The organism is Methylophilus sp. TWE2 (assembly GCF_001183865.1).
In the GTDB taxonomy this organism is placed as follows: Bacteria; Pseudomonadota; Gammaproteobacteria; order Burkholderiales; family Methylophilaceae; genus Methylophilus.
The window spans coordinates 2020388-2043186 of the sequence record NZ_CP012020.1; the positions used below are offsets into that span (position 1 = coordinate 2020388).

The 22799-nt window shown below is 52.1% G+C and carries 17 protein-coding genes; 9 read left to right on the forward strand and 8 right to left on the reverse strand.

The features are described from left to right. Positions 1–80: 80 nt before the first annotated feature. The 4 genes from ACJ67_RS09640 to ACJ67_RS09655 all read left to right on the forward strand — a co-directional run bounded on the left by ACJ67_RS09640 (position 81) and on the right by ACJ67_RS09655 (position 7217). A complete protein-coding gene (locus tag ACJ67_RS09640) occupies positions 81–2819 on the forward strand; it encodes a PD-(D/E)XK nuclease family protein (RefSeq protein ID WP_049638891.1) in 2739 nt (912 codons plus the stop codon). Next, positions 2816–6190 (forward strand): exodeoxyribonuclease V subunit beta, encoded by a 3375-nt coding sequence (locus ACJ67_RS09645; protein WP_049638892.1) that lies wholly within the window; start codon positions 2816–2818, stop codon positions 6188–6190. The genes ACJ67_RS09640 and ACJ67_RS09645 overlap by 4 nt, the downstream gene beginning before the upstream one ends. Before the next feature lie 6 nt (positions 6191–6196). Then, a complete protein-coding gene (locus ACJ67_RS09650) occupies positions 6197–6877 on the forward strand; it encodes an NAD(P)H-dependent oxidoreductase (protein WP_082163997.1) in 681 nt (226 codons plus the stop codon). Positions 6878–7022: 145 nt separating this feature from the next. Beyond that, entirely contained in the window at positions 7023–7217 is a 195-nt protein-coding gene (locus ACJ67_RS09655) for a hypothetical protein (protein WP_049638893.1), read from the forward strand. A gap of 94 nt (positions 7218–7311) precedes the next feature. On the opposite strand, the gene ACJ67_RS09660 is transcribed toward ACJ67_RS09655, so the two are convergent. Then, positions 7312–7929 carry a DedA family protein gene (locus ACJ67_RS09660; RefSeq protein WP_049638894.1) on the reverse strand — a complete coding sequence of 206 codons (618 nt, stop codon included), beginning with the start codon at positions 7927–7929 and terminating at the stop codon, positions 7312–7314. Beyond that, entirely contained in the window at positions 7929–11336 is a 3408-nt protein-coding gene (gene mfd / locus ACJ67_RS09665) for a transcription-repair coupling factor (protein ID WP_049638895.1), read from the reverse strand. Before mfd ends, ACJ67_RS09660 begins: the two co-directional genes overlap by 1 nt. A gap of 147 nt (positions 11337–11483) precedes the next feature. Here mfd and rpiA point away from each other — a divergent pair, with 147 nt between their 5' ends. Together rpiA and mltF are read left to right on the forward strand one after the other, a co-directional pair. Continuing rightward, a complete protein-coding gene (gene rpiA, locus ACJ67_RS09670) occupies positions 11484–12158 on the forward strand; it encodes a ribose-5-phosphate isomerase RpiA (RefSeq protein ID WP_049638896.1) in 675 nt (224 codons plus the stop codon). Between the two features lie 12 nt (positions 12159–12170). After that, positions 12171–13640: a membrane-bound lytic murein transglycosylase MltF gene (gene mltF, locus ACJ67_RS09675; RefSeq protein ID WP_049638897.1), complete on the forward strand. Its 1470-nt coding sequence runs from the start codon at positions 12171–12173 to the stop codon at positions 13638–13640. A gap of 13 nt (positions 13641–13653) precedes the next feature. Here mltF and ACJ67_RS09680 read toward each other — a convergent pair whose 3' ends face one another. From ACJ67_RS09680 to ACJ67_RS09700, 5 genes are all read right to left on the reverse strand, one after another. Continuing rightward, the gene (locus ACJ67_RS09680; RefSeq protein ID WP_049638898.1) at positions 13654–13929 is read right to left on the reverse strand and encodes a hypothetical protein; all 276 of its coding nucleotides are present in this window, start codon (positions 13927–13929) and stop codon (positions 13654–13656) included. A gap of 251 nt (positions 13930–14180) precedes the next feature. After that, positions 14181–15452: a serine--tRNA ligase gene (gene serS / locus ACJ67_RS09685; RefSeq protein WP_049638899.1), complete on the reverse strand. Its 1272-nt coding sequence runs from the start codon at positions 15450–15452 to the stop codon at positions 14181–14183. 84 nt (positions 15453–15536) lie between these two features. Continuing rightward, positions 15537–16847 (reverse strand): replication-associated recombination protein A, encoded by a 1311-nt coding sequence (locus tag ACJ67_RS09690; RefSeq protein ID WP_049638900.1) that lies wholly within the window; start codon positions 16845–16847, stop codon positions 15537–15539. Between the two features lie 20 nt (positions 16848–16867). Continuing rightward, positions 16868–17491 (reverse strand): outer membrane lipoprotein chaperone LolA, encoded by a 624-nt coding sequence (gene lolA / locus ACJ67_RS09695; RefSeq protein WP_049638901.1) that lies wholly within the window; start codon positions 17489–17491, stop codon positions 16868–16870. Further along, complete coding sequence (locus ACJ67_RS09700; protein ID WP_049638902.1) at positions 17484–19799, reverse strand: DNA translocase FtsK; 2316 nt, start codon at positions 19797–19799, stop codon at positions 17484–17486. Before ACJ67_RS09700 ends, lolA begins: the two co-directional genes overlap by 8 nt. 110 nt (positions 19800–19909) lie before the next feature. Between ACJ67_RS09700 and ACJ67_RS09705 the strand changes: the two genes are divergently transcribed. The 3 genes from ACJ67_RS09705 (at position 19910) to ACJ67_RS09715 (ending at position 22019) form a co-directional block, all read left to right on the forward strand. After that, positions 19910–20371 (forward strand): Dps family protein, encoded by a 462-nt coding sequence (locus ACJ67_RS09705; RefSeq protein ID WP_018986535.1) that lies wholly within the window; start codon positions 19910–19912, stop codon positions 20369–20371. 90 nt (positions 20372–20461) lie between these two features. Next, a complete protein-coding gene (trxB, locus tag ACJ67_RS09710; RefSeq protein WP_018986534.1) occupies positions 20462–21412 on the forward strand; it encodes a thioredoxin-disulfide reductase in 951 nt (316 codons plus the stop codon). A 61-nt stretch (positions 21413–21473) separates the two neighbouring features. After that, complete coding sequence (locus ACJ67_RS09715) at positions 21474–22019, forward strand: Smr/MutS family protein (RefSeq protein WP_018986533.1); 546 nt, start codon at positions 21474–21476, stop codon at positions 22017–22019. 64 nt (positions 22020–22083) lie between these two features. On the opposite strand, the gene ACJ67_RS09720 is transcribed toward ACJ67_RS09715, so the two are convergent. After that, positions 22084–22680, reverse strand: a complete 597-nt coding sequence (locus ACJ67_RS09720; protein ID WP_049638903.1) for a glycine zipper 2TM domain-containing protein — start codon at positions 22678–22680, stop codon at positions 22084–22086. Positions 22681–22799: the final 119 nt, after the last annotated feature.

Here is a 22799-nt window from a genome sequence, read left to right on the forward strand (position 1 = left end):
AAGTTTTTATCGTTTGTTGGTCGCATTATCTTATAAAATGTTGCGCTCAAGATAATAATTGCTTCTGACTACTTTACCTCATGACCAACCCTGTTGATTACCCTGAGCCTAGCACGGTGATTTTATGTGCATCGGCGCGCCTGGCTCAAGGCATCCGGCAATGGTTATCCTCAAGCTATCAGCAGCAAGGCCTTTCACAATGGCAAGCGCCACAGGTATTTCCATTACAGGACTGGCTTAACCAGCGCATAGAGCACGCGATCTTGAGCGGCCAGATTGACGTCGCCGAGGCACCACAGGGCATGCTTTCCGGCACACAGGAGGCCTTGTTGTGGGAACAAGCCATCCAGTATACTTTACGCCAGCATGAAGCCCTGGACCTGTTCAATACTAATGGCCTGGCCAGCGCCGCCATGGAAGCCAACCGTTACCTGATTGAATGGAATATCAGCTTGGACATGGCCTCAGCGAACGAAGAAACACGCCAGTTTATGCAGTGGCGCCAGCAGTTCCAGGCGCTATGCAAACAAAGCGGATATCTGGAAAGTGTGCGTTATCAGAGCTGGCAGCTGGCACAATTGCGGCAACACAAGCTACCCCTGCCTGCCCGCATTCAACTGGCCGGTTTTGATCGCATTAACCCACATGTACAGGCTTTTATCAATCTGCTGCAAACCACCGGTATAGAGGTAACCGCATTCAACAATGGCTCGCCGGCGCTCAGCCTCCAACGTATGGCATTTGCAGAACCCATGGACGAAATACGGGCCGCGGTTCACTGGGCGCAGCAACAATTAGTCGCCAATCCGCAAGCTAGGCTGGCCATCATTGTGCCGGAGCTGGATGCATTGCGCGACACCATGGCCAACTTGCTCGACGATACTTTTCATTCAGAAGCCCTACATCCTGCACACACGGAAACGCCGCGCTGCTATGAATTCTCACTGGGCTTGCCGCTTAACCGCTGGCCGCTGGTGAATAGCGCATTAAGTTTATTGCGGTTAGCGTTTCAATCAGCGCCCATGCCACAATCGGCGCTTTCATCGCTGCTGGCAGATATCTACTGGTCGCAAGCACTTCACGAAGCCGACGCCCGTGCTACGCTGGATGCCGAGATGCGTCGCCAGTTACCGTTACAGGTACATGCCTATACCTTTGCCCGCTTTGTCGCACGCAAGCAGCAGGATGAATACCCGATTTTGTGCCCTGCCCTGCATGCCGATTTAACAGCGTTGCTGAATCACGCAAAACAGGCGCCACGCAAGCAATTACCTTCTGCCTGGGCCACCAGTTTCAACGCACTGCTGCAAGCCACACATTGGCCGGGCGAACGCAGCTTGTCCAGCCATGAGCATCAATGCCACATCAAGTTTAAAGATGTACTGACGCAATTCTCCACCCTGGATACCTGGCTGGGGGCTGTCGACGCCGTCAGCGCCCTGCACAGGTTGACGCAATTGTGCCAGGCGCAGATTTTCCAGCCACAAACCGTCAGGCTGCCCAATATCACCGTCATGGGTATGCTGGAGGCCAGTGCGCAGCCGCTGGATGGTGTATGGATCATGGGCATGAACGACCATGTGTGGCCGCCACTATCTCGCACCAATGCGCTAATACCCGCCGAATTTCAGCGACAGGCAGGCACGCCCAATGCCAGTAGCGAAGTGCAAATGGCGTTTGCCAGCCAGATTCACCAGCGACTGTTGCAATCTGCCAAACAGGTGATTTTTTCTTATGCCCGTCAGGAAGGCGACCGGCTGTTACGCATGAGCCCATTGGTACAGGCGATTCCAGAAACATCCGCCACGCCGCTCTCCGCCACGCTTGCTGAAACATTGGCGGGTAGTAACACACAAGACTGGCAATGGCTGGAAGACCATCAGGCACCACCAGTACAAGAAGGCGAACATATCAGCGGCGGGACAGGTTTGCTCCGCGCCCAGGCGCTCTGTCCAGCCTGGGCGTTTTACCAATACCGTCTTAAGGCACGCAAACTGGAAACGCCGCACAATGGCCTGGATGCTATGCAACGCGGCGACCTTATTCACCGTGTGCTGGCGGCCTTCTGGACGCAACAGGCCACGCTGGACTGGCAAACTGTTGATGCAGAAAACTTGAAATCCAAACTCGACAACATTACTGCAGAGGTGATTGCCGAATTTAACCAGGCATACGCACAACCATTCTCCGCCGTGTTTTGCCAACTGGAGGCCGAGCGCCTGAGTAAACTGGCACTGACCTGGCTATGGGAAGTCGAGCGTGAACGACCACAGGCATTTACCGTGACACTGGTCGAGCAAACCTTTAAACCGCTCATAGAAGGCATACAGGTCAAACTGGTGATAGACCGCGTGGACACGCTGGCCGATGGCCGCCTGGTTGTGGTGGATTACAAGACGGGCAGCATGCCAGACTTTAAAAACTGGGCTTCGGACAAAATCAGCGAACCCCAGTTACCCATTTACGCCGCTTTCCTGTTACAGGATGCAGAAATAGCCGCCGTCTGCTTTGCCAAACTGCGTCTGACCGATGGTGGGTTTGCCGGGGTGGCAGCCGAGGACGATATCGTGCCTGGCATTAAAGCCTTTAACCATGAGAAAAACACATTGTTTGATCGTGAGCGGTTCCCTTACTGGCCGTCTGTACTGTCACACTGGCGCACGCAAATCACACGCACGGCACAGGCGCTCAAGGCGGGTGACGCTGCCGTGGTGTTTGAGTCTGAACAAGACCTCGGTTATTGCGATGTGCTGCCCCTGCTGCGTTTGCCCGAACGCCAGCTTCAGTTTGAACACCAGCAAACTGGAGGTGGCGTATGAATATGCCCGACACCGACTTCCAGCAAGCATTAGCGCTGGATGCAGCCAACCGTCAACGTGCGCTGGACGTCGAATCTTTTATTGTCGAAGCGCCAGCCGGTGCCGGTAAAACAGAATTACTGACCCAGCGCTTTCTCAAATTGCTGCAAACCGTGCAGGCGCCGGAAGAAATCATTGCCATCACCTTCACCAATAAAGCGGCTTCGGAAATGCGGGCACGCATTCTGGATAGCCTGCTGCTGGCCGCCGGTGGCGAACCGCCCGATGCGCCGCACAAGCAAATCACCTTTGCATTGGGTCAGCAGGCCTTGCAACGCTCGGCTGAATTGCAATGGCACTTGCTGGAAAGCCCTGCCCGCCTGCGTATTTACACCATAGACTCGCTGTGTGCCAACCTGGCACGGCAAATGCCTTTGCTCAGCCGCTTTGGAACACAACCCGCCGTGACCGAAGATGCCTGGGCCTATTACCGCGAAGCCGCCAACCTGGCGCTACAGACCATGGATGAAGAGTCCCTGGGCGAGCCAGTGAGACGCGTATTGCGCTATATGGACAATGACCAGGCTAGGCTCGAAGGCCTGCTGATGTCCATGCTGGCTAAACGCGAACAATGGCTGCATCTGAGCCAGACTAATGACCAGGGCCAGGCACAAGCGGCCTTGATTTATCTGATTGAAAGCGAACTACAAGCTGCGCTCACCGCGTTACCCGCCCGACTGCAACAGGCGCTGATGCCGATTGCGCGTTATGCGGCCAGCCAGTTGCCAGTAGACCATGCGTTGTCAGCATTGCTGGACTGGCAAATACCTTTTGCAGCCACCATAGACCATTTACCAGGCTGGCGTGCACTGGCTGACTTGCTGTTGACCAGCAGTGGCGGCTTGCGCAAGCGGCTGGATAAAAACATGGGCCTACCGGCCACCGATGAGGCCAAGCCTTATAAAGAGGCATTGACCGAGATCCTGAACGGGCTGGCACAAGACAGTGATAGCGAACGCGCCCTTGCACGCATCCGCTTGTTACCGGCAGCGGACAACGATGATGACGGCATGATCCAGGCCTTGAGCCAGCTGTTGAATATCGCTGCCGCGCAGTTGTGGCTGTGTTTTCAGGAACAGAACGAAGTCGACTTTGTCGAGATCGCACAGCGTGCGCTGAAGGCCTTGCAAGAGGGAGATGAGGCGACCGAGCTGGCCATGCGGCTGGATTACCGTATCCAGCATTTACTGGTCGACGAGTTTCAGGATACCAGCCCGATGCAGATTGACCTGCTCAAAGCGCTGACGCGTGGCTGGCAACCCGGCGATGGCCGCACCTTGTTTGCGGTCGGCGACCCCATGCAGTCGATTTACCGTTTCCGCAAGGCCAATGTAGGCCTGTTCCTCAATGCGGCATCGCATGGCATCGGTGATATTGCACTGGCACCACTGAAACTGTGGCGTAATAACCGCTCATGCCCGGCTGTAGTCGACTGGATCAACCAGACGTTTGCTGACATGTTGCCTGCAAACGATGCACCGCAGCAAGGTGCCATTTCCTACAGGCCCTTTGTGGCCACGCGTGCCGAGTCTGACGGTGCAGGTGTTTTTGTGCACCCGCTGATTGCACCTGTGAATAATGAGGACGAAGAACCAGCAGATCTCCGTCACCTCGAAGCGGAACAGATTATCCGCATCATCCAGCAGACACGTGCTGAAAAGCCGGACGCCACCATTGCCGTGCTGGTACGTGCGCGCAAGCATTTGCATGCACTGGTGACGGAAATGCGCAGGAATCATCGCGAGCTGAGCTTCCAGGCCGTTGAAATTGAAGAGCTGGCCAACCGCCAGATTGTGCAGGACCTGCTGACGCTCACGCATGCGCTGCATCAACGCGCCGACCGTGTGCACTGGCTGGCATTGCTGCGAGCCCCATGGTGTGGACTGACACTGGCCGACATGCATGCGCTCATTGGCCAGGACGGCCAGCGTAGTGTCCTCAGCCTGCTGGCTGACGAAGCCGTCCTAGCGCGTTTGAGCCAAGACGGCCAGGCCCGAGCACGTCATGTCCATGATGTCATGCAGAGTGCTCTGCACTGGCGGGGCCGCACATCCATCAGCCGCTGGGTGCATAACACCTGGCTACGCCTGGGCGGCGCGACTTGCCTGTGGAATGAAAATGATGTGCAAGATGTACAGGCCTTTTTTGGCCGCATCGCCGCGCTGGAACAACACGGCCAGTTCAGCCCGCAGGCACTGGCCGAGGATGTGCAAAAGTTGTACGCTGCTCCTGACGCAAAAGCCGATGCGAGCTTGCAGTTTATGACCATACACAAATCCAAAGGGCTGGAATTTGATACTGTCATCCTGCCTGGCCTGGATAGCAGCAACCCACCGGATGACGCCAAGCTGGTCATCTGGGAGGAAGTCTCTATGGAAGACGGCAATACCGAGCTTGTCGCGGCCCCTTTTGTGCCCACACCGCTCAAACGCCAGCAGGCCACTATCACCGCCTACGATTATTTAAATGACCTCGATAAAACACGAGCGTCGTATGAAGATGCCCGTGTGTTGTATGTGGCTGCCACCCGCGCCGAACGGCAACTGCATTTACTCGGTGCCGCCAAATCAGACAAAAACGGTGAACCGCAAGCGCGTAAGAGCAGTTTCCTGCACCTGCTGTGGCCCGCCATCCAGCAATGGTTTACCAGCGAACACGATATCGTCAGCCGCTACCCGAGCGCACGACAAGAAGTCGATATCCGCCAGTTTGTGCCCAAACTGATTCGTTTACGAGAGGCCAGCACACCAGCCATGTTGCAGGTAACCAAACAAGAAATGCAGATAGCTTACCCAGCCGCAGCAGAAGACGAGAGTACCCACCGCCTGGAAGCCGATATCGGCACCCTCACCCATCTGTACTTGCAAGTGATTGCCGAACAAGGCCTGGCAGCCTGGCATGCGCATGAAGAAAATGCATTCTTATCGCTATTCCCTGCAATGCAGCGATGGTTTAAACAGCAAGGGTATATAGACAGCGAGGCTAATCAGGGTGCTAGCCAAGTCACCACCTTATTGACGACCACCCTGCAATCTGCCGATGGTCGCTGGGTATTACAGCCGCATACACAAGCCGCCTCGGAGTTAGCGATTGAGCAACTCAGCGAGCGCAAAAAGGTCATAGACCGTACCTTTATCGCAGACGGTGTACGCTGGATAGTCGACTATAAATCCATGCCAGTCTCTGCCAAGGATGACCTGCCCACATTGGCAGCTGCATTCAAGCCGCAACTTGCAGCCTATGCACAATTATTCCAAGATGAAGGCCTGCCGATCAAAACCGCTATTCTGTTTTTAAGCACAGGCCAGATAGCACCTGTAGAGATACTTTAAGGACACATGATGCCAGAAAAAAACACATTAATAGAAAAACAAGCCATTTTAGAAGCATTCAACTTCCGCCATGCCTGTAAGGAATTTGATGCCAACAAGCAGATTCCTGCTGAAGAGTTTGAACTGATCCTCGAAGCCGCCCGCCTCTCACCCAGCTCGTTTGGTTTTGAGCCCTGGCATTTTATTGTGGTGCAAGATAAAACCCTGCGCGAAAGCCTGAAGAAGCATGCCTGGGGCGCACCACTCAAGCTGGATACCGCTAGCCATTTTGTTTTGTGCCTGGCCATGAAGTCACCTTTTTTAGACCCCAAAAGGCCTTACCTGCCAAAGTTTATGCGTGAAGTACAACATCACCCACAAGAAGTGGCAGAGATGCGCCTGGGCTTTTACACCCAGTTCCAGCAATCAGACTTCGACCTGACCGATGAGCGCAAACTGTTCGATTGGGCCAGCAAGCAATGTTATATTCCTCTGGCAAACATGATGACCGTCGCCGCCATGCGTGGCATAGATTCCTGCCCGATTGAAGGTTTTAAACAGAAAGAAACCGATGCCTTGCTGGCCGAACAGTTTGGGGTCAATCTGCAAGAATACGGATTAGCTTATATGGTGGCCTTTGGTTACCGTAAAGTTGAACCGAAAGCCAAGACACGCAGAGATTTGTCGCAAGTGGTTAGCTGGAAGTAACCGTCCCCAGGGCCATTCGGATAACGCCTGCTAGAGTATTTATCGGCGCATATCACGGTTCAGGCATTGGCCTTAAAGAGCTATTTAAATGTCTTGGCACCCTTTGATAGAGTCTGATTTCAAAATAAATTCAAAGGGGCAATGGATGAAATCTGTATTTAAAAATATGTTCGCTTGCAGTGTACTCATATTGGCAACTATGACTGCCCATGCGACGATAGATCATTTGGCTTTTGAGCGTGTGGTTGCGCATGCTGACCTGACTATTACACCAGACAGGATGGCTTCTTCGGAGGATGAGCAGGCGGACAGTTCAGATGCAGACACCATGCTTGCCTGATCTGTGATGCAGTTAAAATAAAAAGGCCGATAAAGGCCTTTTTATTTTTAATCTCTCTCACAAAACCGCTGTTGTATCTGATATTGCTGACCGATTACGCCGCCTCATTTTTGAAATGTCTGCGCACGTACCACGCAACAAAGATTAATCCCAGTGCAGCAATCACATAATGAGATTCATGGAAGTACACTTTCAAATCTTCCCAATGTTCACCGGCTTTCATGCCAACATAACCCAGCACCCAGCACCAGATCAGTGAGCCAACAAAAGTGTAAGCAATAAAGCGTGTCATATTCATGCGCGCCACCCCTGCCGGGAAGGCAATAAACGTGCGCACAGCAGGCAATAGGCGTGCGATGAAAATAATGATCTCTCCATGATTGGCAAACCAGCGGTCTGCCATGTCGAGGTCTTTTTTGCTGATGAGCACATATTTTCCGAATTTTTCAACCAGCGGACGGCCGCCGTACATGCCGAGGTAATACGCCGGAATTGAGCCGACCACACAGCCAACTGCCCCTGCCAGCGCAATGCCCCACAGCGTTAAATCGCCCTTACTGACCAGAAACCCTGCAAATGGCATGATGATTTCAGAGGGCAAAGGAATACAGGCGGATTCAATCGCCATCAGCAACACAATACCGCCATAACCCATGCTGGCAATCACGGCAATAATCCAGCCCGCCACAGCCGCAACAAACTTTTCTAACATTACATAAATTCCTTCAAAAGTGTTTTCACTAATTCTACACGGTGATTGAGATTACCAAGTTGCACAGTGACACGTAATTTATCCGGTCCATTCATGCGGCAGCGTTTATCGCGTTGCAGCAGATTAATCAGTTTCATCGGGTCAATATCCGCCTTGGGGTTGAATTGCAGCTGAATGGCCGCATCCGAAGCATCAATTTTGACAATCCCCAATGGTTTAGCTGCGATGCGCAAGCGGTGGCAAGCAATCAACGCTTCACCAGGCTCAGGCAGCAAACCAAAACGGTCTATCAGTTCTTCCTGCATCGCGTCCAGCGCGTCATCGTCTTCGCAGTTGGCCAGGCGTTTATAAATCACCAGCCGCTCGTGCACGTCCGGGCAATAATTGTTGGGTAGCAAAGCAGGGGTATGCAGGTTGATTTCGGTAGTGACGCCTAAAGGCGCATCCAGGTCTGGCTCTTTACCGGCTTTGAGCTGTTTAACAGCGTGATTGAGCATCTCTGAATACAGGTTAAAGCCGATTTCCTGCATTTCACCACTCTGGCTGTCGCCCAGCAACTCACCGGCCCCACGGATTTCAAGGTCGTGCATGGCAAGATGAAAGCCTGCGCCCAGGTCTTCGAGTAGTTGAATCGCATCCAGCCGTTTTTGCGCTTGCGGCGTGATATTACGGTGCGGATCCGTCAACAAATACGTGTAAGCCTGATGGTGGCTACGACCGACTCGGCCACGTAACTGGTGCAATTGCGCCAGGCCAAACATATCGGCCCTGTTGATGATCATGGTGTTGGCGGTGGGTACATCAATGCCGGTTTCGACAATGGTGGTACACAATAACAGGTTGGCGCGTTGCTGGTAAAAATCGCGCATCACATGCTCAAGCTCGCGCTCGCGCAACTGGCCGTGGCCAATGGCAATGCGGGCTTCGGGGACGATTTTTTCCAGTTTTTCCTTCATCACATAGATGGTATCCACCTCGTTATGCAGGAAATAGACTTGGCCACCGCGCTTGAATTCACGCATCACCGCCTCGCGGATAATGCCGTCAGAATAAGGCGTATGGAAGGTTTTAATCGCCAATCGTTTTTGCGGCGGCGTAGAAATCACTGAAAATTCGCGCAAGCCTTCCATCGCCATGCTGAGCGTACGCGGAATCGGTGTGGCGGTCAGCGTCAGCACATCCACCTCGGCCCGCAGCGCTTTCATCTGCTCTTTTTGCCGCACGCCAAAGCGGTGCTCTTCATCGAGAATCGCCAGGCCTAAGTTCTTAAATTTTACGTCTTTCTGGATCAGCCTGTGGGTACCGATGATGATATCAATGCTGCCATCGGCCAGGCCCTTGAGTGCTTCGGCCTGCTCTTTGGCGGTGCGGAAACGGGAGATTTCAGCAATCTTGATCGGCCACTCGGCAAAACGGTCCACAAAGTTCTGGTAATGCTGCTCAGCCAGCAACGTGGTTGGCACCAGCACCGCCACTTGACGGCCGCCCATCACGGCCACAAACGCAGCGCGTAATGCAACCTCGGTTTTGCCAAAGCCGACATCGCCGCACACCAGCCTATCCATGGGGCGGCCAGATTGCATATCTTTGATGACCGCTTCGATGGCATCGAGTTGATCAGGCGTCTCTTCAAACGGAAAGCCTTCGCAAAAGGCTTCGTAATCATGCAGCCCCAGTGTAAAGGCGTGGCCTTTACGCGCAGCGCGTTGTGCATACAAGTTAAGCAACTCGGCGGCGGTATCTCGGATTTGCTTCAGGGCTTTTTTCTTGGCTTTATCCCATTGCCCACTGCCCAGGCGATGCAAAGGCGCACTTTCAGGCGGCCCGCCGGAATAGCGTGAAATCAGGAATAATTGCGAGACAGGCACGTACAGCTTGTCATCGCCAAAATATTCAATCAGCAATAGCTCGGTTTCGCCTTCGCCAAAGTCGATATTCACAAGGCCTTTGTAGCGCCCTACCCCATGCTGCTCGTGTACCACCGGGTCATCAATCCGCAACTCGGACAAGTCTTTGAGCATGCCTTCGGCATTGCGCGCTTTTTCCTGATTACGGCGTCGCTGCTGGCGCACGGTGCTGGCATAGAGTTCTGCCTCGGTGACAACGGCCAATGCGCCCGCGCGTGCATCCTTGTCCACCATGCCTTGATGCAATGGCGCCACCCCCAGCATAACCGGGAAGTTGGATTGGGCAAACCCGGCCCAATCTTCAGCCAGTGAAAAGCTCAGACCGTGATCGCTGAATAGTTGCGCAATGGTCTCGCGGCGACCCAGGCTCTCGGCGGCAATCAATACCCGCCCGTCAAATTGCTCAATAAACGCTTGCAGCTTATGCAGGGGCTGCTCGGCGCGACGGTCTACATCCACCGGTGGCAAAACGGTTTGTTGGGCAATTTGCTGCGTAACAAACGCGAAATCATGCGTGCGCTTAAAAAACTCATCGGCTTTTTGTAGCAATGTTTCCGGGCGCAAGATGGGTTTTTCTGCGTCATGTGCCATCAGGCGGTAACGCGTACTGGCATCCGCCCAGAATGTTTGCGCTGCCTTGTCCAGGTCCCCATGCAGGCAAAGAACTGTTTGAGTGGGTAAATAATCAAACAGCGTCGCCGTCTGTTCAAAAAACAGGGGTAAATACCATTCGACCCCGCCACTGGGCGTGCCTTTGCTCACATCCTTGTAAATTTTGGCGCGTTGCGGGTCGCCCTCAAAATATTCGCGGAACTGGCTGCGAAAGCGCGTGATCGCCGCTTCATCCATCGGGAACTCACGCGCAGGCAGCATGCGGATTTCAGGCACTGGATAGACACTGCGCTGGGTGTCGATATCAAATGTGCGTATGGTTTCGATTTCGTCATCGAACAAATCTATGCGGTAGGGAAAGGCGCTACCCATGGGGAATAAATCCACCAGCCCGCCGCGCACACTGAACTCACCCGGCGCCATCACTTGGCTCACATGGTGGTAACCGGCCTGTGCACATTGATTGCGCAAGGCCTCCACATCCAGCCGCTGGCCTTTTTTGAGCATAAACGAATGCGCTGCCAGATATGCCACAGGCGGCAGGCGCAATAATGCGGTTGCCATCGGCACAATCACGACATTGCTCTGGTTCTGGCTCAGTTGATACAAGGTTGCCAGGCGCTCGGAGGTCAAGTCAGGATGCGGAGAAAACACGTCATAGGGTAGGGTTTCCCAGTCTGGCAACAGATGCACAGCAATCTCTTTGCCAAAGAACGGAATTTCATCCATCAGCCGCTGTGCTTCAAACGCACTTGCCGTTAAGACCACTAACGGCGTGTTTGTTGCTTTTAAACCACAAGCCAGCTCGGCTAATGCCTGACTATCCAGGCCCTGACTTTGAAAAGAAAAGCGCTGCGGATGCCCGATGACGGGGAATGAAACTGCCATAAAAAATTAGACTCTTATTGCTCAGGTTAGATGAGTATTTGTTGGCGAATCTGCCGAGTTTGTTATTATAACTGCAAGCGTCGATCGGCTGTCATGGAATGACACCATGGACGCCCGAGCGAATAAAATGCAGCACGGAGAATAAACATGAACGACAAACAAGCCGTCGCGCTGGAAGCTGCCAGCTTCGTCAAAAGCGAGATGATTGTAGGCCTGGGGACAGGATCCACAGCCAACTACTTCATTGAAGCACTGGCTGAGCGCCAGAAAACAGAAAATCTGCGGGTGACCACCGTTGCTAGCTCAAATATCAGCATGATCAAAGCACAAAGCGTTGGCCTGACTGTGCTTAGCCTGGCTCAACTGAGTCAAATAGACCTTTATGTGGATGGCGCTGACGAAATCACGCCCGACAATACCCTGCTCAAAGGCCGTGGCTATGACCTGGTCATGGAAAAACTGCTAGCCAAGGCAGCCAAACAGTTTATTGTGGTGGCCGACAAAAGCAAGCTGGTGGATCGTATAGGTACCAACTTTCCGATTCCAATTGAAGTCATGCCTTTTGCCTGGCAGGCGGCCAAGCGCAGCATTGAGGCGATTGGTGGTGTGGGTGATTTACGGCCAAATGCCGCTAAAGACGGCTTGTGCATCACCAGCCATGGCAGCCTGGTACTGGACATGCGTTTTGATGCCAGCCTGGATGCTCATGCATTGAATGCATTGCTCAATAACGTCCCCGGCGTAGTAGAGCATGGCATTTTCGCTCACCTTGCAGACACTATCCTGATTGCTGATCAAGGCAAGATTGAAACGCGCGTTTAAGCGTTCGTATTGATGCAGCATTATCCAGGCAAGTCAGGGCACGTGAGATGGCTTAAAACCATGCTGGCTGTATTGTGTGCTGCGCTTCTAGGCTGTAGTGACAGCAATACGCCTAAACAGCTCGCACCTACAAAACCCAAACCAGATCCATATACCATCCGGTTTGTGACCATTAACAGCCCCAGCACTTACTTTATTGATAGTCAAAACAATTACGCCGGGCTGGAATACGACCTTGCCAAACGCTTTGTCGAGTTTTTAGGCCCCCCCTATTCCCTCAAGTTTATCGTCGTCGATAGTTTTGACAAGGTATTTCCTACCTTGCTCAGAGGAGACGCCGATATTGCTGCTGCTGATATCAGCATTACTGCTGCGCGTAAACGCCAGGTGTTGTTCGGCCCGGCATTCAACCAGGTGCAATCCATGGTCGTGTTTAACCGGGAGAACAACAGGGAGCCCAGTAAGGCTGAGGCACTTTTACAAAAACGCATCGTGCTACCCAAAGGCACCAGCTTTGTAGAACGTATGCGTGAATTACAGTCCAAATTTCCTGCACTAACCTGGAGAGAGTCTGGCAAGCTCAGTTCAGAACAACTGATTGAAGCCGTAGCCCGTAACGAGATCGACTTCACCGTGGCAGATAATCACCTGCTTGCCATCATGCAATACAACTATCCTCAACTGGATGCCGGCATGATGCTGGGACAAGTGGACAAAATCGCGTGGGCGCTCAATAAATTAAACGATGAGGAGCGGCTTAAACAGGTGGAAGCCTTTTTCAAGAAAATTGAAAAAGACGGTACCTTGCGTAACTTGCTTGACCGCTACCATGGTTATACCAAGCGCCTGAAACCAGTAGATATCACCGCATTTTTGAGCAAATCGCAAACACTGCTGCCCAAATATATACGTCTTTTCAAAAACGCACAGGAAATCACTGACATCGACTGGCGCTTATTAGCCGCCCTCAGTTACCAGGAATCTCACTGGGACAACTACAGCACCTCCCCGACCAATGTGCGCGGTCTTATGATGCTGACAGAGCAAACCGCCAACATGATGAATGTATCCGACCGCCTGGATCCCAAACAAAGTGTCGTTGCCGGTGCCAAATTTTTCCTATGGATGAAAGACCGCATCCCAACACGCATTCCCGAGCCGGACCGCACTTTTATGACTTTAGCTGCCTACAATAATGGCGTTGGTCATCTTGAGGATGCGCGCATTATCGCGCAACGGTTAGGGCTGAATCCAGACAGCTGGGCCGATGTGAAACGTGGTTACCAGTTACTTAACGACCCGGCCTATTATGTCAATGCCAGACACGGTTATTGTAGCTGTGGCGCGCCTGTGATCTATACTGAGCTGGTCAGGAGCTACTACCAAATTATGCAAAAGTACTTCCCCCCTTACGACCCTGGTGTAGATCCATACAAGATCGCAGATATAAAAATGCCCTGGTTGTTGGCCAGGGCATCTTAAAAAATTCAGACCCTTAAGTTTTGTTGCACTCAACCACCAAATGGTGTTCTGTTGGCATATAAAAACCATCCCCAGAATCCGGGTGATCTAGCACATGATGTTCCACCAACTTGAAATCACTGGCGCATAGGTCTTTGGCTTTGGTTTTGCACTCCTCTAAACTGCTGTTGAATTCACTGCAAGTCAATTTAAAACCTTGTTTACCATTGCCTGCGTCAAACGGGGTGGATTGCACGCTGGCGGAAAAAATGAACAGTACTAAAGGGATAAAACGTGGTGATTTTTTCATGATCTCAGCTCCTGTTTAACAAATTTCATAAATTTGTCATACCAATGTCACTTTTCTGTGGAAGACATATACGTATGTGCTTAGGAGTTAAGTAAAGTTGCATGAAATTTTTGTGACATGCGGTTTCTGATAATAAGTACAATTTTCTGAGCCACTGATCGCAACAATTGATGCCATGTCACACACACTAGTTAAAAGTAAAAATGCCTTGGCTATCAACCAAGGCATTTTAAAAACAGCGATTGAATCTGTTAACCAAGCAGGGTCTTGCCGCCCATATAAGATTGCAGCGCTTTAGGAATTGTCACGCTCCCATCGGCATTCTGGTTATTCTCAAGTACAGCCACCAGCGTACGGCCCACAGCCAGTCCAGAACCATTCAAGGTATGCAGTAATTCAGGCTTGCCATTCGCATTTCGGAACCGCGCCTGTAACCGTCTTGCCTGGAAAGCCTCACAGTTTGAAACAGAAGAAATTTCGCGGTAAGTATTCTGTGCAGGCAACCAGACTTCAAGATCATAGGTTTTGGCTGCGCCAAAGCCCATATCGCCAGTACATAGCGAAACCACGCGATATGGCAATTCGAGCGCCTGCAATATGGCTTCTGCATGGCCAACCATTTCCTCCAATGCCTGATAGCTGGTTTCAGGATGGACGATCTGTACCATTTCGACTTTATCAAACTGGTGCTGGCGTATCATGCCTTTGGTATCGCGACCATAAGAACCCGCTTCGGAACGGAAACAGGGGGTATGGGCAGTCAGTTTAATCGGCAGTGTATCCAACGGCACAATCTCGTCGCGGACTGTGTTAGTCAAAGTCACTTCAGAAGTTGGAATCAGGTATAATTTGCTGTCATTATGCGGTGTCGCAAACAGGTCTTCTTCAAATTTGGGCAACTGGCCGGTCCCCACCAAGGTTTCGCGGTTCACCATATATGGCGTGTAGCACTCGGTATAGCCGTGTTTGTCGGTTTGGGTATCCAGCATAAACTGGGCAATTGCGCGATGAAGTTTGGCGATCTGGCCCTTCATTAAGGTAAAGCGTGCACCAGACAATTTAGCACCAGTATCAAAATCCAGGCCCAGCGGCGCACCTACATCAGCATGATCTTTAACCTCAAACTCAAAGCTACGCGGCGTTCCCCAACGGCGCACTTCAACGTTTTGCGTTTCATCCTGTCCCACTGGCACGCTTTCATGTGGCAAGTTAGGCACATTGAGCATCAGTGCCTGCATATTGGCCTGAATATCATTTAACTGTGCTTCTGCGGCTTTCAGCTCATCGCCTAAACCAGCGACTTCGGCCAAAATCGCACTCGCATCTTCCCCTTTGGATTTTGCGATACCGATTTGCTTGGAAGCCGCATTGCGTTTGGCTTGCAGATTCTCGGTATTGGTCTGGATGGTTTTGCGCTGGGCTTCAAGCGCTTTGAACTCTTCTGCAGGAAAAGCAAATTTGCGTGCCGCTAAACGGGCGACCACATTGTCCAAATCATTTCTAAGTTGTTGTATGTCTAACATAAGTTCTTTCTTAATTTAACCGCCGATACACGCGAATAAACACCGATAAAATTGTTTTTTAGACTTGATCATATCGGCGGATGATTATCTTTTCGCCTTTTTATCCAGCTCTTTCAAGTGCTGTAATTTTTCGCCTATTTTACCTTCCAAACCGCGTGGTGTGGGCTGGTAAAACTGTTGTGGCGGCAAATCATCAGGGAAATAATTTTCGCCGGCAGCATAGGCCTCTGGTTCATTGTGCGCATAGCGGTATTCTTTGCCATAGTCGAGCGCCTTCATGAGTTTGGTTGGCGCATTTCTTAAATGCAATGGCACGTTACGTGATTTATCTTGTGCCACAAATGCCTTGGCCTGGTTGTAAGCCATATACCCGGCATTGCTCTTGGCTGCCACTGCCAGATAAATCACGGCTTGTGCCAGCGCCAGCTCGCCTTCAGGGCTACCCAGGCGTTCAAATGTCACCGCAGCATCATTGGCAATCTGCATGGCACGTGGGTCCGCCAGGCCAATGTCTTCCCAGGCCATACGGATAATGCGTCTGGCCAGGTATAGCGGGTCTGCCCCACCATCAATCATGCGCATAAACCAGTAAAGCGCGGCATCGGGGTTGGAACCGCGTACTGATTTGTGCAAGGCAGAAATCTGGTCGTAAAAGGCTTCGCCACCTTTATCAAAGCGGCGCAGCTTGCTGGCCATGGTTGATTGCAAAAACGATTCATCGATAATGGTAACATTGGCCGCCAACGCGCCATTAAACAGCCCTTCGGCAAAATTGAGCAAGCGTCTTGCATCACCATCGGCGTAGGCTAATACCTGTTCCTTGACTTCGTCAGCCAGTGCCACATTTGGTGCAACCTTGAGCCGCCCGCGCTCAAGCAATTCTGCCAGCTCGTCTTCAGTGAGCGCATTTAACACAAATACTTGTGCCCGGCTCAATAACGCACTATTAACCTCAAAAGACGGGTTCTCCGTTGTCGCGCCAATAAAAGTAATGAGGCCACTTTCAACAAACGGCAAAAAAGCATCCTGCTGGCCTTTGTTAAAGCGGTGTACCTCGTCGACAAACAGGATGGTATTGCGGCCCGTTTGTTGCAAAGTAAGCTCGGCACGCTCCACTGCTTCACGGATATCCTTAATGCCGGACAATACCGCGGATAATGGCACGAATTCAGCATCAGCTGTTTGCGCAATCAGACGGGCCAGCGTGGTTTTTCCTACCCCTGGCGGCCCCCACAGAATCATGGAGGGCAGCTTGCCAGACTCAAAGGCGCGGCGCAAAGGTTTGCCTTCACCCAGTAAATGTGTTTGCCCGACCACCTCATCCAGAGTCTTGGGGCGTAACTGCTCAGCCAGCGGTACGGAAGAAGGTGTTTGTGGTTCAAACAGGGAAGACATGATGATTGAAGCGCAAGCGTTTATTCGCCAACGACATCCACCCCTTTGGGAATCGAAAACAGGAACTGGTTGGTGTTGAGGCTGGGATTGACTTCAACGTTTGAGAAAACAATGTGTGTGCTTTGCCCGAATGCATCTACCAGGCGCATTTCAGCCAGTTTACTATGATCAAACGAAATAATGACGACCTGAAAACCGCTATCCTTTTGCTTGGGTTTGGCCTGCACACGCTGCATGCCATCAAAATCCAGCAAGCGGCTCAGGCGGAATGTTTCTTCCACGTTTGGTCCGCCAGCCAGCAAAGCGGCTGGGCTGGTACCCAACACTTTATCCACGGTGCGCACGGTGACTTGCTGTAAGTCGACATCAAACAGGAATACCTGCTTACCATCACTGATGATCTGCTGCTCGTATGGCTTCTGGTAATCCCAGCGAAATTTATTCGGACGTTGCAACAACATGGTGCCGTTGACCTCTTGGACCTTTCGGCCTTTCTGGTCAAACACGGTTTGCTTGAAATTGGCCCGCATGGCCTGGGTACTCTGGTAGAACTGTTTTAAATCATCGACACCGTCGGCAAATGCCGTTGACATCACACACAGGCTGCATACAGCGAGCAGCGTCCTGGTCCATCTGTTACTCATGGTCTCCTCCGGCTTTCACTAATACCTCACGGTTGCCATTGCTTTGCATGGCAGAGACCAGTCCGGCACGTTCCATATCCTCGATCAACCTGGCAGCACGGTTGTAACCAATGCGCAGTTGACGTTGTACGGATGAAATCGAGGCGCGGCGTGTTTTAAGCACGATGGCCACGGCTTCATCATAAAGGGGGTCTTTTTCACCGCCTGCACTGGCATCCCCACCGCCCAGGCTATCCATGTCGCCGCCTTCGGTCTCATTGGTGAGAATACCTTCAATGTAGTTTGGTTCGCCTTGCGCCTTGAGGAAATTCACCACATTGTGCACTTCACCATCACTGACAAAGGCGCCATGGATACGCTGCGGGTAACCGCTCCCTGGCGGCAGGTAGAGCATATCCCCCTGCCCCAGCAAGGTTTCGGCGCCCATTTGATCCAGAATGGTACGTGAGTCAATTTTGCTTGATACCTGGAAGGCCACTCGTGTAGGTACGTTGGCTTTAATCAGGCCGGTAATCACGTCTACAGAAGGCCGCTGTGTCGCCAGTACCAGATGTATCCCAGACGCACGCGCTTTTTGCGCCAAGCGCGCAATCAACTCTTCAACCTTTTTGCCAACGACCATCATGAGATCGGCCAATTCGTCGATGACGACGACGATCAAAGGCATTTCATCCAGCGGCTCCGGCTCATCCGGCGTCAGGCTGAATGGATGCGGAATCGACTGACCCTGTTTTTTTGCATCCTGGATTTTCTGGTTATAGCCAGCCAGGTTCCGCACGCCCAGCGTGGACATTAATTTATAACGACGCTCCATCTCAGCCACACACCAGTTCAGCGCATTGGCCGCCTGGCGCATGTCAGTCACCACAGGTGCCAACAGATGTGGAATGCCTTCATAGACAGACAATTCCAGCATTTTGGGGTCAATGAGGATCATGCGCACACGGCTGGCCTCAGACTTATACAGCAGGCTCAGAATCAGCGCGTTAATCGCGACCGATTTACCAGAACCCGTTGTACCTGCAACCAGTACGTGCGGCATTTTTGCCAGGTCAGCCACAATCGGCTTACCGGCAATATCTTTACCCATGGCAATGGCGATGGGAGAGTTCAAATCGGCATAGGCCTGGCTGCCCATGATTTCAGTCAAGGATACGATCTGGCGCTTGGGATTGGGGATCTCCAGACCCATATAACTCTTGCCCGGAATCGTCTCTACCACACGCACGCTAATGACAGACAGCGCGCGCGCCAAGTCTTTGGAAAGGTTGGTGATCTGGCTACCCTTGACGCCTGGTGCGGGGTCGAGCTCGTAGCGTGTAATCACAGGACCTGGCTGTGCCGTCACCACTTTGACTTCAATACCGAAATCCATGAGCTTGCGCTCAATCAGGCGTGAAGTGAAATCCAGCGTTTCAGCAGATTGCAACTCTACTGACTGGTTAGGCGCATCCAGCAAGTGCAGCGGTGGCAAGCCTTCTTGCTCAATCGCTTCAAACAGCACTGCCTGTTTTTCCTTGACCACACGCTCACTGGGCTCAATCGTCACCTCTGGCACAGTGATTTCGACCGGTTTACGGTCTTCGATGCGTTTCCGTTCAGCTTCCACAAACTCTTCACGCGCCTGCAGCGCCTGGCGCCCCATCTTACGGTCTTGCCAGTCCTGGTATTTGAGCAGGCCCCACTGGTAAAACTGGATCACCCACTCGCCCAGTTTTTCACTCATGGTGATCAATGACAAGCCGGTAAAGAGGCTAAAGGCCGTGGCAAACAATACCAGCAGCAGCATAGTGGACCCGGCAAAGCCAAACATATTGCGTAACAAATGATCAATGCCACTGCCAATCACGCCGCCCTGCTTGAGCGGGAAATCAGCTGGCAGGCTGACCAGATGGCCAGACTCCAGGGCAGCAGAAGCCAGTAACATGAGCGCAAACCCAACACCGTTTAACCACCACTCGGTTTTCTCGGTAGTCTCCAAATGCAGGCGCTGGTACATCAACCAGACAAAGAAAAAAGCCAACACCACAAACCACCAGGATGAAAAACCAAACAAGGAGAGCAAAATATCCGTGACCCACGCACCGACAGCCCCTCCGGCATTATGTATGGTGTCATTCTCGCCAACCGCATGGGTCCAGCCTGGGTCCTCATGCGAATAAGTCGCTAAAATGACGGCTAGAAATACGCCGAGCGCAGCCAGGGCTATCCATGCGACTTCCCGCACGAGCCTGGCATCACGCAGTTGCTTTTCCGTCGAAACTTTTTCAAGACGGACGTTAGCAACTTTTTTCTTATTAAAAAACAATATGTTGTCTCTTTCTTTGCAAGAGTGAACTTAAATGATTATAACAAAATCAAATTGCAGACAGGCATTCTAGCTTTTAAAATACATTCAACGACAATAAGGAGACATCCATGGACATTGGTATCAATAACGAAGACCGCCACCAGATTGCAGACGGCTTATCAAAATTGCTGGCAGATACGTACACCTTGTATCTGAAAACGCACTACTTTCACTGGAACGTGACCGGGCCAATGTTCAATACCCTGCACCTCATGTTTGAAACCCAGTACACCGAGCTGGCACTGGCAGTAGACCTCGTGGCTGAGCGTATCCGTTCGCTGGGCGTCTATGCGCCTGGTACTTATGCCCAGTTCTCCAAACTGACTTCGATTGATGAAACGGTGGATGTACCCAAGGCAAATGACATGATTCGCGAGCTCGTGGCTGGTCATGAAGCGGTTTGCCGCACGGCACGCAGTGTATTCCCAGCAGCAGAAAAAGCATCAGATGAAGCGACTTCTGACTTGTTGACACAACGCCTGCAGTTGCACGAGAAAACAGCCTGGATGTTGCGTAGCCTGCTGGAATAATGTTGTAACACTTTTCTTCAGGATGGGCATTTAAAAAAACACGCCCATCCCCATCTATATAAAAATAATTCATCCTTTGGAAATCTCATCATGGCAACAAAACATGCCCGTTTAATGATTCTCGGCTCCGGCCCGGCTGGCTATACCGCTGCAGTTTATGCGGCCCGTGCAAACCTTAACCCTGTCCTGATTACTGGCCTTGCCCAGGGCGGCCAGCTCATGACCACCACGGAGGTCGATAACTGGCCAGCGGATGCCAATGGCGTGATGGGACCGGAGCTCATGGCGCGCTTCCAGCAACATGCTGAGCGTTTCAACACCGAGATGATTTTTGACCATATCCACACCACCCATCTCAAAGAAAAACCGATTCGCCTGGTGGGTGATAACGGTGAATACACCTGTGATGCGCTGATTATCGCCACAGGGGCTTCTGCCAAATATTTAGGATTACCTAGTGAAGAAGCCTTTGCAGGTAAGGGTGTGTCTGCGTGTGCTACCTGTGATGGTTTTTTCTACCGCAACCAAGAAGTTGCGGTCATCGGCGGCGGCAATACGGCGGTGGAAGAGGCACTGTATCTGGCCAATATCGCCAGCAAGGTCACCCTGGTACACCGCCGCGACAAATTCAAGGCTGAGGCCATCCTGGTCGACAAGCTGATGGACCGCGTCAAAGAAGGCAAGATCGTACTGGAAACTTTCCACACGCTGGATGAAGTTTTGGGCGACAACACCGGTGTGACCGGCATGCGCCTGAAAGACGTTAACTCCGGCAATACCAAAGAAATTCCGCTCAAAGGTGTATTTATTGCTATTGGCCACCAGCCCAATACACAAATCTTTGAAGGCCAGCTGGAAATGGAGGGCGGCTACATTGTGACGCAGGCAGGCCGTCAGGGCAATTTCACGGCGACTAATATCCCCGGCGTATTTGCCGCAGGCGATGTGCAGGATCATATTTACCGCCAGGCGGTGACCAGTGCCGGTACCGGTTGTATGGCGGCGCTGGATGCCGAGCGCTATTTGACCAGCCTCGAGTAAACTCTCAGGTTTGCAACGAAGAAGCGCACTCCGGTGCGCTTTTTTATTTTAGAATTGTGTTATGTCACAAGAGTTGCCGGACAAAGACGAAAATGATCTTTCACTGTTTTATGAAGCAGTGAAAGGCGCTCGCCCGGTGAAAACAAACCGCATTTTGCATACGCCCAAAAAACCGAAACCAATTCCACGACAGCTCATACGCGACGAACAGCAGGCGCTGGTTGACTCTCTCAGTGATCACTACATACCTGCCCACGAACTCGAAAGCGGCGAAGAGTTGCTGTATTTGCGTGAGGGCCAGTCGCCCATGGTATTGAGCAAGTTGCGCCGCGGTCATTGGGTCGTACAGGCACATATAGACCTCCACGGCCTGATTAGCGATGAAGCGCGCCTGTATGTTTCTGAGTTTATTGCGGATTGCAAAAAACGTGGCTTGCGTTGTGTGCGCATTGTGCACGGCAAAGGCTTGGGCTCACGCAACAAAGAACCTGTACTCAAGCACAAACTACGTAACTGGCTCATGCAAAAAGATGAAGTCATTGCCTATGCCCAGGCCCGCGCCAACGACGGTGGCAGCGGTGCGGTCATCGTCCTGTTAAAAGCCTGATTGCTAACACCTGAAAGAAAAGCGCGACGCCGAGACTGACGTCTTGCTTACTCACAGATATTCATTACCAGTAATCGCGATTGTGGCGCGGACCGTGGCCTCTCATCACTACCGGACGATAGACAGCTGGTGCGGGCATCGGCTGAACCTGCATCATATTTGGTCTGACCTGCACTGCCACATCTATCACCGGGCCAGGATTTCTGTCCATCAGTGTCGAATATTGGCGGCCCTGATATTCATAATTCACCATATAACCGGTGGTCACCGTTTGCCATTGGTCTACCATGGCACATTGTTGAACTGGACGATTGACGATGCGTTCGTTGCCATAAGTATTCTGGTTACCCACGCGGTCGCCGACGATCGCACCCACACCCGCCCCGACCGCTGCAGCGACAACTTTGCCACTGCCACGACCGATGGTACTCCCTAGCAAACCACCGGCAACGCCACCGACAATCGCCCCCGTATTGGAACGGTTAGACTCATACACTCGCTCCTGCACATAGGCAGTCTGGCATTCCTGACGTGGCTGATTGACCTGCTGCACTTGTGGCGCGACTGACAGCACTCTGGCCCGGTCTATATATTCAGCACCGGCAAATGCACTCTGGCTCAGAGCCATCATGACTACACTGGATACGATCAGTTTACGCACTCTATTTCTCCTCTTGTGAATGACTGCAAGTTGCAGTTACCTCGTTAACGAGCATTCAATCACGGGAGATGACCGACAGATGTATCAGATAAGGTGAAGTTTTGTATCTGACCCGATAC

Coding starts and splice junctions, on each gene's coding strand:
- ACJ67_RS09705 (WP_018986535.1), top strand. CDS start 19,910: ATGGACATTGGTATCAATAACGAAGACCGCCACCAGATTGCAGACGGC.
- ACJ67_RS09655 (WP_049638893.1), top strand. CDS start 7,023: ATGAAATCTGTATTTAAAAATATGTTCGCTTGCAGTGTACTCATATTG.
- ACJ67_RS09715 (WP_018986533.1), top strand. CDS start 21,474: ATGTCACAAGAGTTGCCGGACAAAGACGAAAATGATCTTTCACTGTTT.
- trxB (WP_018986534.1), top strand. CDS start 20,462: ATGGCAACAAAACATGCCCGTTTAATGATTCTCGGCTCCGGCCCGGCT.
- lolA (WP_049638901.1), bottom strand. CDS start 17,491: ATGAGTAACAGATGGACCAGGACGCTGCTCGCTGTATGCAGCCTGTGT.
- ACJ67_RS09645 (WP_049638892.1), top strand. CDS start 2,816: ATGAATATGCCCGACACCGACTTCCAGCAAGCATTAGCGCTGGATGCA.
- ACJ67_RS09640 (WP_049638891.1), top strand. CDS start 81: ATGACCAACCCTGTTGATTACCCTGAGCCTAGCACGGTGATTTTATGT.
- rpiA (WP_049638896.1), top strand. CDS start 11,484: ATGAACGACAAACAAGCCGTCGCGCTGGAAGCTGCCAGCTTCGTCAAA.
- ACJ67_RS09650 (WP_082163997.1), top strand. CDS start 6,197: ATGATGCCAGAAAAAAACACATTAATAGAAAAACAAGCCATTTTAGAA.
- mfd (WP_049638895.1), bottom strand. CDS start 11,336: ATGGCAGTTTCATTCCCCGTCATCGGGCATCCGCAGCGCTTTTCTTTT.
- ACJ67_RS09680 (WP_049638898.1), bottom strand. CDS start 13,929: ATGAAAAAATCACCACGTTTTATCCCTTTAGTACTGTTCATTTTTTCC.
- ACJ67_RS09690 (WP_049638900.1), bottom strand. CDS start 16,847: ATGTCTTCCCTGTTTGAACCACAAACACCTTCTTCCGTACCGCTGGCT.
- serS (WP_049638899.1), bottom strand. CDS start 15,452: ATGTTAGACATACAACAACTTAGAAATGATTTGGACAATGTGGTCGCC.
- ACJ67_RS09660 (WP_049638894.1), bottom strand. CDS start 7,929: ATGTTAGAAAAGTTTGTTGCGGCTGTGGCGGGCTGGATTATTGCCGTG.
- mltF (WP_049638897.1), top strand. CDS start 12,171: ATGCAGCATTATCCAGGCAAGTCAGGGCACGTGAGATGGCTTAAAACC.